At 58.7% G+C, this 14,178-nt stretch carries 13 protein-coding genes; 3 read left to right on the top strand and 10 right to left on the bottom strand.

The window, feature by feature from the left end; all coding sequences use genetic code 11:
- Positions 1–953 precede the first annotated feature (953 nt).
- Positions 954–2,198 (top strand): hypothetical protein, encoded by a 1,245-nt coding sequence (locus AACT07_RS16360; protein ID WP_069528926.1) that lies wholly within the window; start codon positions 954–956, stop codon positions 2,196–2,198.
- A 200-nt stretch (positions 2,199–2,398) separates the two neighbouring features.
- On the opposite strand, the gene AACT07_RS16355 is transcribed toward AACT07_RS16360, so the two are convergent.
- Together AACT07_RS16355 and aguA are read right to left on the bottom strand one after the other, a co-directional pair.
- Positions 2,399–4,102, bottom strand: coding sequence for an amidase (locus tag AACT07_RS16355; RefSeq protein WP_069528924.1), 1,704 nt, complete (start codon positions 4,100–4,102; stop codon positions 2,399–2,401).
- Between the two features lie 266 nt (positions 4,103–4,368).
- Positions 4,369–5,466: an agmatine deiminase gene (gene aguA, locus AACT07_RS16350; protein ID WP_069528922.1), complete on the bottom strand. Its 1,098-nt coding sequence runs from the start codon at positions 5,464–5,466 to the stop codon at positions 4,369–4,371.
- A gap of 155 nt (positions 5,467–5,621) precedes the next feature.
- Here aguA and AACT07_RS16345 point away from each other — a divergent pair, with 155 nt between their 5' ends.
- Positions 5,622–6,575 carry a LysR family transcriptional regulator gene (locus tag AACT07_RS16345; RefSeq protein ID WP_069528920.1) on the top strand — a complete coding sequence of 318 codons (954 nt, stop codon included), beginning with the start codon at positions 5,622–5,624 and terminating at the stop codon, positions 6,573–6,575.
- A 58-nt stretch (positions 6,576–6,633) separates the two neighbouring features.
- Here the strand turns inward: AACT07_RS16345 and AACT07_RS16340 are convergent, their stop codons facing one another.
- A complete protein-coding gene (locus tag AACT07_RS16340; RefSeq protein ID WP_005335495.1) occupies positions 6,634–7,200 on the bottom strand; it encodes a TetR/AcrR family transcriptional regulator in 567 nt (188 codons plus the stop codon).
- A 199-nt stretch (positions 7,201–7,399) separates the two neighbouring features.
- Between AACT07_RS16340 and AACT07_RS16335 the strand changes: the two genes are divergently transcribed.
- Positions 7,400–8,437 (top strand): alkene reductase, encoded by a 1,038-nt coding sequence (locus AACT07_RS16335; protein WP_069528919.1) that lies wholly within the window; start codon positions 7,400–7,402, stop codon positions 8,435–8,437.
- A 77-nt stretch (positions 8,438–8,514) separates the two neighbouring features.
- Here the strand turns inward: AACT07_RS16335 and rpoS are convergent, their stop codons facing one another.
- Genes rpoS through ispF form a run of 7 tightly spaced genes read right to left on the bottom strand, consistent with a single transcriptional unit; the run spans position 8,515 to position 14,103 of the window.
- Positions 8,515–9,498, bottom strand: coding sequence for an RNA polymerase sigma factor RpoS (gene rpoS / locus AACT07_RS16330; protein WP_005335504.1), 984 nt, complete (start codon positions 9,496–9,498; stop codon positions 8,515–8,517).
- Between the two features lie 45 nt (positions 9,499–9,543).
- Positions 9,544–10,614, bottom strand: a complete 1,071-nt coding sequence (locus tag AACT07_RS16325; protein ID WP_069528917.1) for a LysM peptidoglycan-binding domain-containing protein — start codon at positions 10,612–10,614, stop codon at positions 9,544–9,546.
- A 9-nt stretch (positions 10,615–10,623) separates the two neighbouring features.
- Positions 10,624–11,205, bottom strand: a complete 582-nt coding sequence (locus AACT07_RS16320) for a YqaA family protein (RefSeq protein ID WP_021229508.1) — start codon at positions 11,203–11,205, stop codon at positions 10,624–10,626.
- Positions 11,202–11,819, bottom strand: a complete 618-nt coding sequence (locus AACT07_RS16315; protein WP_005335507.1) for a protein-L-isoaspartate(D-aspartate) O-methyltransferase — start codon at positions 11,817–11,819, stop codon at positions 11,202–11,204. Before AACT07_RS16315 ends, AACT07_RS16320 begins: the two co-directional genes overlap by 4 nt.
- Positions 11,820–11,826: 7 nt before the next feature.
- Complete coding sequence (gene surE, locus AACT07_RS16310) at positions 11,827–12,588, bottom strand: 5'/3'-nucleotidase SurE (protein ID WP_069528915.1); 762 nt, start codon at positions 12,586–12,588, stop codon at positions 11,827–11,829.
- Positions 12,569–13,627, bottom strand: coding sequence for a tRNA pseudouridine(13) synthase TruD (gene truD / locus AACT07_RS16305; RefSeq protein ID WP_069528913.1), 1,059 nt, complete (start codon positions 13,625–13,627; stop codon positions 12,569–12,571). The genes surE and truD overlap by 20 nt, the downstream gene beginning before the upstream one ends.
- Positions 13,627–14,103, bottom strand: coding sequence for a 2-C-methyl-D-erythritol 2,4-cyclodiphosphate synthase (ispF, locus tag AACT07_RS16300; protein WP_005335518.1), 477 nt, complete (start codon positions 14,101–14,103; stop codon positions 13,627–13,629). Before ispF ends, truD begins: the two co-directional genes overlap by 1 nt.
- Between the last annotated feature and the right edge of the window lie 75 nt (positions 14,104–14,178).

The raw sequence follows: 14,178 nt of genomic DNA, 5'->3' as shown, positions 1-14,178 counted from the left end.
AATGAGGTTGTGTGAAGAGAAGGTGAAGTCAGGATCAATCTGCAGCGACCCCCTGTTCGCGAACGACCGAATACGCTGCGTTATTCGAACCTGCAGCACAGATAGCGGCCCCTCACCCTAACCCTCTCCCGAGGGAGAGGGAATGGCCCGTGCCAATTCCAAGCCACTCATATTCACCCGCACCACAGAGCCAACGCACAATCAGCGGAGCATATTTGCCCCCTTCTCCCACTCTTGATCACAAATAAGGGGAGAAGGGCTGGGGATGAGGGGGTGGTAAAACAGTAAGCCCCATCATGTAGGGACGATTAGCGCAGCGTAATCGTCCGCATACCGCCGAGCATAGAGTCATAGCAAAGCCAACAGGAAACTCTGAATATCACCTGCTTATCGGCCACGACCTGTTCGCGATCGTCCGAATACGCTTCGCTATTCGAACCTACAACACAGATAGCGGCCCCTCACCCTAACCCTCTCCCGAGGGAGAGGGGATGGCCCGTGCCAATTCCAAACTCCCATCCCCACCCGTACCTCGCACGTAAAGCACAGTCAGCTGAACCGTTTTGCTCCCTTCTCCCACTCTTGATCACAAACAAGGGGAGAAGGGCCGGGGATGAGGGGGAGGTAACAATAAGCCACATCATGTAGGGTCGATTAGCGCAGCGTAATTGTCCGTTTATCACCATGCACCAAGTCATTACAAAACCGGCAAGGAAACTCTGAATATCGACGGACTCTCAGCCACTACCTATTCGCGATCGTCCGAATGCTCTTCGCTATTCAAACCCACGCCCCTGCATTCAAAAATAACGTTATGATCACGGTAAACATCAGATTATGATGATATAAATAATGTTGTTATTTACTTTATATTCATTGACGGGTCAGGATAATAACATCCCAATTTAATATATTACAATAAGTTCTCTAAAGTTAATTAAAAAGGAATTCCGATGTCTTATGAAGCAAAAGTTTTTAGGATTTTAATTGCATCTCCTTCTGACGTACATGACGAGAGAGACATTGCAGTGAAAACAATACAAGAGTGGAACGATCTACATTCTGCTGAACGTCAAATAGTCTTGCTTCCACTTAGATGGGAAACCCATACAGCCCCTGAATATGGAAAACGTCCCCAGGAGGTAATCAACAAACAAATGGTTGATCACTGCGACCTTTTGATGGGGATTTTCTGGACCCGATTAGGCAGCAATACTGGTATGAAAGAAAGTGGGACATTAGAGGAGATTGATAGAGTCGCATTATCTGGAAAGCCTATCATGCTATATTTTTCCAATGCAAAAAAAGATCCAAATGATATTGATACTAAACAGCTAGAAGAGTTAAGGGAGTTTAAAAAGAAAACATATCCAATAGGATTGGTAGAAAATTACTCCTCATTGATTGAATTCAGAGATAAATTTACAAAACAAATCGAGATGCAGCTTAGAAATTTATTGGCAAACAATTCAGATGGATTTTCTGGAAAAATCTCTTCAAATATAGAATTAGAATTCACAGACGCCATATCTGGTAAAAGAGCTGGTAATTCATTAAAGGTGAGAACCAATTTTTTAAATATAACTGACTTCGCGAAAATCCCTGATTACGGCTCAAATAATCCATCTATAGCACTTAGTGATGGTAGTTTCCAAGGGATGATATTAGGTGGAGATAGATTTAACACGGATTATTATCGTGAGTATGTTGAGTTCGCAGTAACAAAAAACCTATTTTTCCCTATAAATTTCTGGCTAAAAAACAATGGAACCCTTGGTGCAAAAGACCTCTACATTGATATCAAGGTTGAGTCAGAAAGTGATGAACTAATTGTACTTTCCTCATCAGATTACAATCAAAAAAAACCATCAAAAAATAGATACGAAATTTTAGGTTCAGCAAGAACCATTGGATTTATTGATGTGGACATTCACAAGTCAGAAGTAAAACCAAGAGAATGGGAAATAAGTTTTGATTTGAATGCTCTTCAACCAAAACGTGAAATATATCCAGAGTTGCTTATATATATAGGTTCGCGTTCTCCATGTCTCATCAATTTCAAGGCCACGATATATGCTGACTCTCTGCCTGAGCCAATAATATGCGAACTAACTATCGATCTAGATGTCAATGTTGTAAACGTTAGTGGATTAGAAATACTTAATCAAGATGGCGAGTTAGAGAGAGAACATAAATAGGGCATTTAAATATCCATTTAAAATACAGTGGATACAATAAATATACCTTCAATGCATGATTGGGTAATCGTTAATCAAACACAGAATCTGCAGCTCTAGATATAACCTGGTACCAACCACAACTGAAAAAACCACCCGCGTGACGGGTGGTTTTTTTATTCTCTCAGAATGACTCCGAGACATTTAACTCACAACAACAATCAAACCAACGGCGGCGTCCGTGGCGGCACCATACGCTTGCTGCCGGTGGACTCGAAGGCCGAGGCGAAGCGCAGCAGGTTGTTGTCGTCATAGGCGCGACCGGCGAAGGTCAGGCCCACCGGCATACCGATATCGGCCATGATGCCCATGGGGACGGTAACGGTCGGCACGCCGAGGTGGCGAATGGCGAGGTTGCCGTTGGCAACCCAGATGCCATTGCTCCAGGCGATATCGGCGGAGGCCGGATTCACATCCGCATCAGCCGGGGCGACGTCGGCGACGGTGGGGAACAGCACGGCATCGAGCTTGAGCCCGTCCATCCAGTCCTCCAGATCCAGCTTGCGAGTCTTCTCCAGACCACGCAGGCCGTCCGGCACTGTGGGGATCTCGTCAAAGCGCTTGATGCCGCGCTTGGCCATATTGACGTACTCGTCCATGCCCGCCGCCAGATCGCCCTCGCGGTTCGGCAGGGTGCCCGGATCGTGGGGGAAGATCTTCGGCCCATCGACATCGGCCAGCTTGTTGAGCTTGGGATCGCCGTTGGCACGCAGGAAATCGTCGAATGCCCAGCCGGAGAGCTCCCACAGCTCGTCGTTGAGAAACTCAGGGCTCACGATGCCGCGATTGAACACAGTCGGCGCGCCGGGTCGGTCCCCTTCGCAGTTGGAGACCAGCGGGAAGTCCACTTCGATAACTTCGGCGCCAGCGGCTTCCAGCGCCTTGCGCGCATCTTCCCAGAGGGCGATCACGGTCTCGCGGGTATGGATGCGCTGACCGGTCGGGCCGCCGATACCGGGGTTTTCGCTGGTGCCGGCCAGTTCATCCTTGTTGATAAACATGCGCGGCACGCCGAGGCGCTTGCCCTTGAGGGCATCGGCCTTGGCAGCCAGATCCAGATAGGAAGCCGGACGCACCTCGGAGGCCTTGGGCAGCTGCACCCAGGGTTGCAGGCGCCACAGATCGCCACGAGTCTCGGCATCGTCGGCGACGACCACATCCAGCACTTCCAAGAGGTCGTTCATGGTGCGGGCGTAGGGCACCACCACATCCATGGTCGGGGTCAGCGGCCAGTTGCCGCGCACCGAAATCACGCCACGGGACGGGGTGTAGGCACACAGACCGTTGTTGGAAGCCGGGCCACGGCCGCTCGACCAGGTCTCTTCGGCCAGACCAAAGGCGGAGAAGCTGGCGGCGGTGGCAGTACCGGCACCGTTGGAGGAGCCGGAGGCAAACGGCGCGGTCAGGTAGTCGGCGTTGTAGGGGCTCTCGGCACGGCCATAGACGCCGCGCTGCATGCCACCATTGGCCATCGGCGGCATATTGGTTTTGCCAAGGCAGATGGCACCGGCGGCGCGCAGGCGCTCAACGGTAAAGGCATCGCGCTGGGCCACCAGATCCTTGAAGGCCGGGCTGCCGGAGGCGGCGGTCAGCCCCTTGACCAGATAGCTGTCTTTGGCGGTGTAGGGGATGCCGTCGAGCGGGCTCAGGGTCTCGCCACGGGCGCGGCGGGCATCGGAAGCCTCGGCCTCTTTCAGCGCATCGGGATTGGCGACCACCACGGCGTTGAGTTTGGTGGCAGTCTCGGGGCCGTTGTAGGCCTCGATCCGGGCCAGATAGGCCTTGACCAGTTCGACCGCTGTGGTGCGGCCTGATTCGAGCGCGGCACGCAGCTCGGCAATGGAAACCTCGGTCACTTCGATCATGGGGATCTCCTGTAAAAGGGTGACTGTTTGTCATGATGATCGCCGCATCAGCGCCAGCGACCATCACACCATCAAGAGATAAAACCCCACGGCGTGGGGTTTTGAATACCAACCTCAGCTGGCGTAAACCGGTTTACGACCCGTCGCGAGAGGCCGTCAGCAAGGTGAAGAGCAGCGCAGGAACCGGAGCGTATAAACATACGTGAGGCTTCCGAGCAGCACATGAGCCTTGATCACGGTCTCGCAGCAGGATCGTCATCCGGTTCTTACTGGCCGGAGGGGATCTGCTGGGTAATACAGTGAATATTGCCACCGCCCAGCAGGATCTCGCGGGCCGGTACGCCGACCACGGTGTGCTCCGGGAAGATCTCTTCCAGAATGCGCTGGGCTTCGCCATCGGTGGCGGCATCCAGCAGCGGATAGACGATGCGATCGTTGGTGATGAGGAAGTTCACATAGGAACCGGCCAGACGGCCTTCTGCCTCGCGCGGCACACCGGTACCGCTCTCGACACCGGCAGACTCCTCTTCAGTGCAGTAGAGCGGGCCCGGCTGGGGCAGCTTCCACACTTTCAGCTTGCGACCCTTGGCATCGACCGCCGCTTCCAGCACCTTGAGGGCGGCCACGGAGCGGGCGTACTGGGGATCGTTCTGGTCATCAGTCCAGTGCAGGGCCACTTCACCCGGACGCACGAAGCAGCACATGTTGTCGATGTGGCCGTCGGTTTCATCCATGTAGACGCCTTCGTCCAGCCAGATAAAGCTGGTGACGCCCAGATAGTCGCGCAGGTGAGCTTCGATCTGCTCTTTGGTCAGGTGCGGGTTGCGGTTCTCGTTTAGCAGGCACTCGGCGGTGGTCAGGCAGGTGCCTTCGCCATCGACGTGGATGGAGCCCCCTTCCAGAATCAGCGGCGCATCGTAGCGAGCCATGCCGTGCTGGGCCAGCATCTGGGCAGCGACCTCTTCATCCTGATTCCACGGGTAGTAGAGACCCCCCTTGTGTCCGCCCCAGGCGTTGAAGCCCCAATCCACCCCACGGCACTCGCCGTCAGCGTTGGTGACGATGGTCGGGCCGGTATCGCGGGCCCAGCAGTCATCGCTGTTCATTTCAACCAGAGTGACGTGGGCGGGCATGATGGCGCGAGCCTGCTCCATAAACTGGGCTGGCACCCCCATAAAGACCGGGGTGGCGCCACCGATGGCATCGGCCACCTTGGCGAAGGTCTCTTGCGCGAAACGACCGGCTACGCGCCAGTTGTCCGGGCGAAACGGCCAGATCATCCAGACGGCCTGCTGGTGCGCCCACTCGGCGGGCATGGTGAAGCCGTCGGCGGCCGGCGTGGAGTTAATGGTCTTGATGCTCATCGCAAGGCTCCTTGCATGGATTAAGGCCCCCGTTTACGCCCGATGCGGCGCGGGAACCCGGAAAAATAAGAGTGGGTCGCAGATTAAGACGTTGCGCCCCCATCCATCAAATGAATAGGATGGATTGTCCCATAAACACGGCGAATAATCCCCCCATGAAACTGCACCAGCTCGACCTCAATCTGCTGCTCGCGTTTGACGCCCTGATGACGCAAGGGAGCGTCACCCGCGCCGCCGAAGCGCTCTTTATCAGCCAGCCCGCCATGAGCCACTCCCTTAACCGGCTGCGCACCTTTCTCGGCGACCCGCTCTTGGTGCGCACCCCGCAGGGGATGCTGCCGACCCCGCGCGCCCAGCGGCTGCATCTCGGGGTGCAGCAGGCGCTGCGGCTGCTGGAGCAGCAGCTCACCGAGGAAGAAGAGTTCGAGCCGAGCCAGTCGAAGCGGCGCTTCGTGCTCTGCACCACAGATTACGTGGAGTGCGTGCTGATCCCGCCGCTTATCCAGCGGCTCAGACGGCTGGCGCCGGGGGTCACCATCGAGATCCGCATCCTGCGCGACACCCTGCCAGAGGCCGAGCTGGCGAGCGGCGAGATCGATCTGGTGCTGGGCTTTGACGAGTACATGCAGGTGCCGGGGTATCTCGGCAAGGAGACCTGGCTCACCGAGCCGCTGGCCGGACTGGTGCGCGCCGATCTGCCGATTGCCAAATCGGCCCCCGCCGGTGCCGAGGATGACCCCTCCCAGTGGCAGGAGCGCATCACCTTGCAGCAGCTTATCGCCATGCCCCATGTGTTCCACTCGCCGCTGGGCACCTCGGAGGCGAGCCTCGACCGCTATCTGAAGAGTCAGGGCTTTAGCCGCACCATCTCGGTCAACAGCCAGAGCTATATGTCCGCCGCCGCCATCGTCAGCCAGAGCGATCACCTCTTGGTGCTGCCCAGCATGGTAGCCGAGCTGCTCGCCACCCACTGGCCGCTGAAAAGCCTGCCGCTGCCCGCAGACGTGCCGGATTATCACCTCAACTGCGTCTGGCACCCCGTTCACGCCCAGCAACCGGCGCTGGTATGGCTGAAAGATTTGATGAAGGAGCTGGTGGGGCCGAGGTAACCCTCCCGCAAACAACAGTGGCTCCCAAGGGAGCCACTGTTGTTTCTGCGGTATCGCGTTACGCCCGCAGGGCCCGCATCAGCTGGGCAACTACGTCGTCCAGCAGGGGGCGATCGGGGCGGCACTGGGCGAAGGTGACCAGCCCTTGCAGGTTGATCAGCAGCAGTGCGGTGAGGGTGTGGATATTGCTATCCGGGGCCAGTTCACCCTTCGCCTGCGCCTGCGTCAGCAACTCGGCCAGATCCTGCTCCAGCTCGCCATAGATCCCCTTGACCCGCTGGGTCAGCTCCTCATCCTGCTCGCTCAGCTCCATCATGGTGCGGGTCACCAGACAGGAGCCGCAGAGCGCCTCCCCCACAATCCGGTCGAGATAGGCAGCAAGGCCCGCCAGCGGGCTCGGGTTGTCGAGCAATGAGCGGCGCAGGGTGCGTTTACCCTCGACATAGTGATCCACCGCCGCCAGCAGCAGGCCGCGCTTGTTGCCAAAGGCGCCGTAAATGCTGCCCGGGTGCAGGCCGGTGGCGGCCACCAGCTCCTGCATGGTGGTCTTGGCATATCCCTTGGCGCGAAACGCTTCCATGGCATTTCGCAGTACCTCGTCCCGATCAAACTCGGCTATGCGCATGGTTCCTCCCGTGGGAAATGGTTCACCGGCAAGGGGCAACAGGGCCCGCCGATAAAGAGTGGCTGGAAAGGGCGGCAAGTTTACCCCAGCCGCCCGCTCGGGCCAACCTTCTTGAACGCGCATTCAAAAAAAGCTTGCGCCCGACGCAAAAAACGTCTTGAATGCACATTCAAGAATAACCCGTTCAGGACAACCTATCATGAATACCCTGTTTCAGCCGTATCGACTCAATGACACTCTGACCCTGGCCAACCGTTTCATGATGGCCCCGCTCACCCGCTGCATGGCAGGCCCAGGTCTGGTGCCGACCGAGCAGATGGCAGCCTATTACGGCCGCCGCGCCGACATCGGCCTGATTGTTTCAGAGGCCGTCATCATCCGCCCCGACGCGCAGGGCTACCCCAATACCCCGGGCCTCTTCACCCAGGCGCAGATCGATGGCTGGAAGAAAGTGACCAGCGCCGTGCACGCCAAGGGCGGCAAGATCTTCGCCCAGCTGTGGCACGTCGGCCGCCTCTCCCACCCCTTCTTCCATCAGGCTGAAGTGTTGGCCCCCTCTGCCGTGGCGCACGAGGGCACTGTGCCCCGCATGCGCGAGCTCACCTATCAGGTGCCGCGTGCCCTGACCGAGGCGGAAATCGCCCAGCTGGTGCAGGATTACGCCCAGGCCGCTGCCAACGCTATCGAGGCGGGCTTTGACGGGGTGGAGATCCACGGTGCCAACGGCTACCTGATCGACCAGTTCCTGCACCACTCTACCAACCTGCGCACCGACAACTATGGTGGCAGCCCGGAAAAGATGAGCCGCTTCGCGCTGGAAGTGGTCGATGCCATCAGCACCCGCATCGGCGGTGATCGGGTTGGTATTCGCCTCTCCCCGGGTGCCTATGTCCATCTGGCGGGCAGCCCGGAAGATCGCGCCGTGTTCGACTACCTGCTGGGCAAGCTCAACGATCGCCCGCTGGCCTATATCCACCTCGGCATCTTCGATGACAACCTCACCTTCGATTATCTGGGTGGCCGCGCCTCCGACTATCTGCGCGCCCACTACAAGGGCAATCTGGTCGGGGTGGGTAACTACGACGCCGAGCGCGCCGCTGCGGCCATCGAGGCTAACCGCTTCGATCTGGTGGCCATCGGCCGTCCGCTTATCGCCAACCCGGACTATCTCGCCAAGGTGAAGAAGGGCGAAGCACTGGTGCCCTACGCCGACACCATGCTAGCTGAGCTGGTATAACCACGAAGCCATCGCCAGACGACAGGCAATAAAAAACGAGGGGAGCTGTTGCTCCCCTCGTGCTAGTTGGTGCGGGCTTAATTGGTACGAAATAGCGCCTCGATGGAGAGCCCCTGGCTCAGCAGGATCTCCCGCAGACGGCGCAGCCCCTCCACCTGGATCTGGCGTACCCGCTCGCGGGTCAGGCCAATCTCGGCCCCCACATCCTCGAGGGTAGCGGGCTCGTAGCCCAGCAGACCGAAACGACGGGCCAGCACTTCCCGCTGCTTGGGGTTGAGCTCCTCCAGCCAGTGCACGATGCTGCTGCGCATATCATCTTCCTGTGACTCCAGCTCAGGCCCCATGCCTCGCTCGTCGGAGAGCACATCCAGCAGCGCCTTGTCGCGATCACCACCAATGGGGGTGTCCACTGAGGTGATCTTCTCGTTGAGTTTGAGCATGCGGTTCACGTCATCCACCGAACGATCCAGCGCGAAGGCGATATCCTCGGCGGTCGGTTCATGATCGAGACGGTGAGAGAGTTCGCGCGCGGTGCGCAGGTAAACGTTTAACTCCTTGACCACATGAATGGGCAGACGGATGGTGCGGGTCTGGTTCATGATGGCCCGCTCGATGGTCTGGCGGATCCACCAGGTGGCATAGGTAGAGAAACGGAAGCCGCGCTCGGGGTCGAACTTCTCGACCGCACGGATAAGACCGAGGTTGCCCTCTTCGATAAGATCCAGCAACACCAGGCCGCGGTTGTTGTAACGACGGGCGATTTTCACCACCAGTCGCAGGTTGGACTCGATCATGCGCTTGCGGGCGGCTTTGTCACCGCGCAAGGCACGACGGGCGTAGTAGACTTCCTCTTCGGCAGTGAGCAGCGGGGAGAAACCTATCTCCCCCAGATAGAGTTGCGTGGCATCCATCACCTTGTTCAGCTCAGGTGCCAGCAACTCATCGGAGATAGTCTCGTCCGCCTCGGCGGCTACCTCCTGCAACTCTTCTACCTCGTGAGATTCGGGTTCAGCGTCAAACTCTAACTCTGCATCCTGCATTACCAGTTGTTCTTGGCTCATGGTGTGTCTCCCTGACGTTACCAGAGTAAGACGGTCTCTCTGGGGTTAACGCTTTGGCAAATAGCTCATCGGATTGATCGACTTGCCTCTGTACCGGATCTCGAAATGCAATCGCACATCCGGCGCGTCCGTGCTACCCATGTTGGCAATGACCGAGCCCCCCTTGACGCTGTCCCCTTCCTTCACCCGCAACTCGTCGTTGTGTGCGTAAGCGGAGAGATAGTCATCATCATGCTTGAGGATAATCAGCTTGCCGTACCCCCTTAAAGCACTGCCAGCGTATACCACTTTACCGCTGCTGGCGGCGTAGACGGGTTGCCCCTTCTGGCCGGCTATGTCGATCCCCTTGTTACCCTGTTCTGCAACAGAGAACCCCTCGACAATCCGGCCTTTTGCGGGCCAGTGCCAAGCAAGTCTCGACTGGGAGTTGTTTGTTTTTTGTTCTTTGACCTGAGCGTATTCCTTCGGTGCTGCCGGAGCAACGGATTTCTGAGAGATGAATGGCGTGGTCTGACCAGATCCGCTCGGCTCGGCCAACGGACGCGGACCGCTGCTGGGACGGCTCACGGCCACCGGCGTCACGGTTGTCGGGCGAGTCGCAGCCACCATCTGGGTCGAACCGCCGCCTGCGGTCTGGACATTGAGCACCTGACCCGGTTGCAGCGCATAGGGGGCGCTCAGGTTATTGCTCTGGGCCAGCGCCTGCGGTGTCATGCCGAACTGTCGGCCGATGCTGCTCAGGGTATCGCCGCGGCGCACCTCATAGGTACCGGCACTGCGGCTGCTGCCAACACTGGCGCTGGAACCATCGAGTCGCAGTCGCTGCCCCGGATAGATGTTGTAGGGCGGGCTGATATTGTTGAGGCTGGCCAGCGACGGCACGTCGTTGCCGGAGTTGAAGGCGATGGAGTAGAGGGTATCGCCCCGCTTCACCACATAGCTGCCGCCCTGAATGGGGGCGCTGACCTGGGCACCGCTTTGGCGAGCCGGAATGGTCGAGACAAACTGCCCCTCATCAACACCATCTACCGGAGCTGCATTTTTACTGGAGGAGCAGGCAAGCAGCAGCCATGACAACACCACGACACTGCTTCCTTGCCAAATACGCGAACGCATAATGGATCCTTAACGACTAAACCAGAAATAGGCCACCACGGCCAGACCAATACAGAGCCAACCGAGCACATCAACATAGTGCATCAGTTTGCGTTCCATCTTCTCGCCACCCCAGCGCATCAGGCCCGCCACCAGGAAAAAGCGCATGCCACGACCGATGAGGGAGGTGATGATGAAGGGCAGCAGAGCCATTTGCAACAACCCTGCCGTCACGGTAAACACCTTGTAGGGGATAGGGGTGAAGCTGGCAATGAAAATGACCCAGATCCCCCACTGCTCAAACCAGTTGCGAGCAATCTCGATCTTGTCCTGATAGCCCACAGACTCCACCAGTGGCAGCACGACCGGATCCCACAGGGCATAGCCAAGGGCATAGCCAAACAGGGCGCCCAGCACAGAGAAGAGGGTGGCCAGTGTGGCGTAGTGCCACGCCTTGTGGGGCTTGGCGAGCGCCATCGGCGCCAGCATCACATCCACCGGGATCGGCCAGAATACCGACTCGATGAAAGCGGTGATGGAGAGATACCAGGGGGCATGCTTGTGGCGAGCCCACTGCATCACCAGTACGTACAAACGGGAAAACAACTTCACTCAACATCTCCGTCAATCAGGGGAACAAAACGTACCGGCTCCAGAATACGGCTGGTCAGCTGGGATCCGGATCGTTCGATCAGCTGCAGGGTCTGCTGGCTGTCACCCACGGGCAACACCAGTCGGCCCCCTTCGGCCAGCTGATCGGTGAGCGCCGTCGGGATCTCGCTCGCCGCCGCCGTCACCAGAATGGCGTCATAAGGCCCCTTGTTGGGCCACCCCAGCCAGCCGTTGCCGTGCTTGGCCGAGACATTGTGCAGATCGAGCTGGCGCAGTCGGCGTCTGGCCTGGAACTGCAGCGACTTGATCCGCTCCACGGTATACACATGCTCCACCAGATGGGCGAGGATCGCCGTCTGGTAGCCCGAGCCAGTGCCAATCTCCAGCACATGGGCCGGATTGTTTTGCATCAGCAACTCGGTCATTCGCGCCACCATATAGGGCTGCGAAATGGTCTGGCCGTGGCCAATGGGCAGGGCGGTGTTGTCCCACGCCTTGTGCGCCATGGCCTCGTCCACGAACAGCTGGCGCGGCACTTTCGCGATGGTCGCCAGCACGCGAAAATCGCGAATATCCTGCGCAATGAGCTGATTTAACAGGCGCTGTACTATCACACCACCCTCATCCCTGCAGATCTAACCAGGCCCCCAGACCGGCGAGACTGTCATAGGCAGTCATATCGATGGTCAGGGGGGTAATCGAGACATAGCCCTGCTCGATGGCAGCAAAATCGGTACCGTCACCGGCATCCTGCTGGCTACCGGGGGGGCCGATCCAGTAGATGGGCTGACCGCGGGGATCCTCGGTGCAGACCACCGACTCCGCCCGGTGGCGATTGCCAAGGCGGGTGGTCTTGATCCCCTTGATCTGCTCGAGGGGCAAGTCCGGCACGTTGACGTTGAGGATCTGATCGGCAGGCAGGGGGTGTTTCATCAGCCCCTTCACCAGCAGGGCCGCATAGTGGGCCGCCGTGGCGAAGTGGGTCTTGCCTACAAGCGAGATGGCGATGGAGGGGTAGCCAAGATGGCGCCCTTCGGTGGCCGCGGCGACCGTGCCCGAGTAGATGACATCATCCCCCAGGTTGGCACCGTGGTTGATGCCGGCCACCACCATGTCGGGTTCAGGACGCACCAGCTCGTTGACCGCCAGATGCACGCAGTCGGTCGGCGTGCCCTTCACCGCATAGCTCTCGCACCCATTAAAGCCGTTTTCTGCAATGCGGGTAACCCGCAGCGGTACTTCCAGCGTCAGGGAGTGACTCGCGCCGCTGCGGTTGCGATCCGGCGCCACCACAATGACCTCGCCGCAGGCGCGCAGCGCCTCGCTGAGGGCACGAATGCCCTCGGCATGCACACCATCATCATTACTGACCAGAATTCGCATCGGTCTGATTCCTGAAACCGTGATCGGCCTCTTCGGCCTGCATTAACTCGCGCACCACGCTAGTGGCAAACGCGCCCGCCGGCAGGAAGAAGGAGAGGGTCAGCGCCTCGCCGTCCAGCTGCCAGCTCATCTGCTCCGGCTTGAGCAGCAGGGGGCGCCTGTCCTGATCCAGCCCGGCTTTCTCCAGCCCGTCACACCAATCGCTGTAAGGAGCCAGCACGCCCTGTTCGAACTCGGCAGCGGCACCCTGACTGGCCAAACGGCCACGGCCCCACTGGGGCGCGGTCAGTTGCACGTCGCCGGAGGCAAGACGCGCTTCCAGCTCGGGGGTCACGCTCTCTTCGCTGAAGATGGAGTGGCTGCCCTTGAGCATCACGCAATCACCGGCCAGCAGCTGATGGGCCAGCCCCTGTTCGATACGGGCGCTGACAATGGCGTTGAACAGCATGCTGCGGGCGGCAGAGAGGTAGAGGGAGCGCTTGTTGCGATCCTTGATCCGCTTGCCGGCAAACATCGCCTTGGCCGCTTCCAGGTTGTTGCCATCGCGGCCAAAACGCTGTTCACCATAGTAATTGGGCACGCCCTGAGTGGCGATGGCCTGCAGGCGCGCTTCCAGCCCGTCGGCCTGTTCCAGACCGGTGAGACGCAGGGTGAAGTGGTTGCCCTTGAGGTAGCCGACCCGCAATTTGCGGTTGTGACGCTTGGCTTGCAGGATCTGGATGCTGTCGCTCTCGATAACCGACAAGTCCGGCTCGGCCTTGCCCGGCAGGTGAATGCCAAACCACTGCTCGGTCACCGCGTGGCGATCCTTCAGGCCCGCCCAGGTCACCGCATTGCGGTTGACCCCGGCCGCATCGGCCAGCAGACCCGCTACCCAGGCGGTGTTCTCGCCGGTTTTGCGCACCCGGACGAAGATGTGTTCCCCTTCACCGCAAGGCTCAAACCCGAGATCTTCATTGACCACGAAGTCGGCGGCCTCGGCCTTGAGGATACCGCGGGCAGTGGGCGCCCCGTGCAGATAGGCAAGTTGTTCCAGCATTATTGTTTCACCAGTAGGACGACGGCTTCGGTGGCGATCCCTTCCTTGCGCCCCGTAAACCCAAGCTGTTCGGTGGTGGTCGCCTTGACGTTCACCCGGTTCAAATCACATTGCAGATCGGCGGCCAGCACGGCGCACATGGCGTCGATATGGGGCGCCATTTTGGGGGCCTGGGCGATGATGGTCACATCCAGGTTGCCGATGGCATAACCCGCCTTCTGTACCCGGGCAAAGACATCCCGCAGCAGGATGCGACTGTCGATCCCCTTGAACTCGGCAGCGGTATCGGGGAAGTGGCGACCGATGTCACCGGCACCGATGGCCCCCAGCAGGGCATCGCTCACCGCGTGCAGCACCACATCGCCGTCGGAGTGGGCAACCAGCCCCTGCTCGTAGGGAACCGGCACGCCACCCAGCATGCAGGGGCCAACACCACCAAATTTATGAACATCAAAACCATGACCAATGCGCATCATCAGCGGCAACCTCCCAACATGCTGAAACCAACCCCATCAATTTTGTGTACGTCCACACCATGTCCAATCCGGATC

Source organism: Aeromonas sp. ANP5 (genome assembly GCF_963870295.1).
Taxonomy (GTDB): domain Bacteria; phylum Pseudomonadota; class Gammaproteobacteria; order Enterobacterales; family Aeromonadaceae; genus Aeromonas; species Aeromonas veronii.
Note: the sequence above shows the minus strand (reverse complement) of the source record. Positions and strands in the feature narration are given on the sequence as shown.

Coding starts and splice junctions, on each gene's coding strand:
- AACT07_RS16325 (WP_069528917.1), bottom strand. CDS start 10,614: ATGCGTTCGCGTATTTGGCAAGGAAGCAGTGTCGTGGTGTTGTCATGG.
- AACT07_RS16360 (WP_069528926.1), top strand. CDS start 954: ATGTCTTATGAAGCAAAAGTTTTTAGGATTTTAATTGCATCTCCTTCT.
- surE (WP_069528915.1), bottom strand. CDS start 12,588: ATGCGAATTCTGGTCAGTAATGATGATGGTGTGCATGCCGAGGGCATT.
- rpoS (WP_005335504.1), bottom strand. CDS start 9,498: ATGAGCCAAGAACAACTGGTAATGCAGGATGCAGAGTTAGAGTTTGAC.
- aguA (WP_069528922.1), bottom strand. CDS start 5,466: ATGAGCATCAAGACCATTAACTCCACGCCGGCCGCCGACGGCTTCACC.
- AACT07_RS16335 (WP_069528919.1), top strand. CDS start 7,400: ATGAATACCCTGTTTCAGCCGTATCGACTCAATGACACTCTGACCCTG.
- truD (WP_069528913.1), bottom strand. CDS start 13,627: ATGCTGGAACAACTTGCCTATCTGCACGGGGCGCCCACTGCCCGCGGT.
- AACT07_RS16340 (WP_005335495.1), bottom strand. CDS start 7,200: ATGCGCATAGCCGAGTTTGATCGGGACGAGGTACTGCGAAATGCCATG.
- AACT07_RS16355 (WP_069528924.1), bottom strand. CDS start 4,102: ATGATCGAAGTGACCGAGGTTTCCATTGCCGAGCTGCGTGCCGCGCTC.
- ispF (WP_005335518.1), bottom strand. CDS start 14,103: ATGATGCGCATTGGTCATGGTTTTGATGTTCATAAATTTGGTGGTGTT.
- AACT07_RS16345 (WP_069528920.1), top strand. CDS start 5,622: ATGAAACTGCACCAGCTCGACCTCAATCTGCTGCTCGCGTTTGACGCC.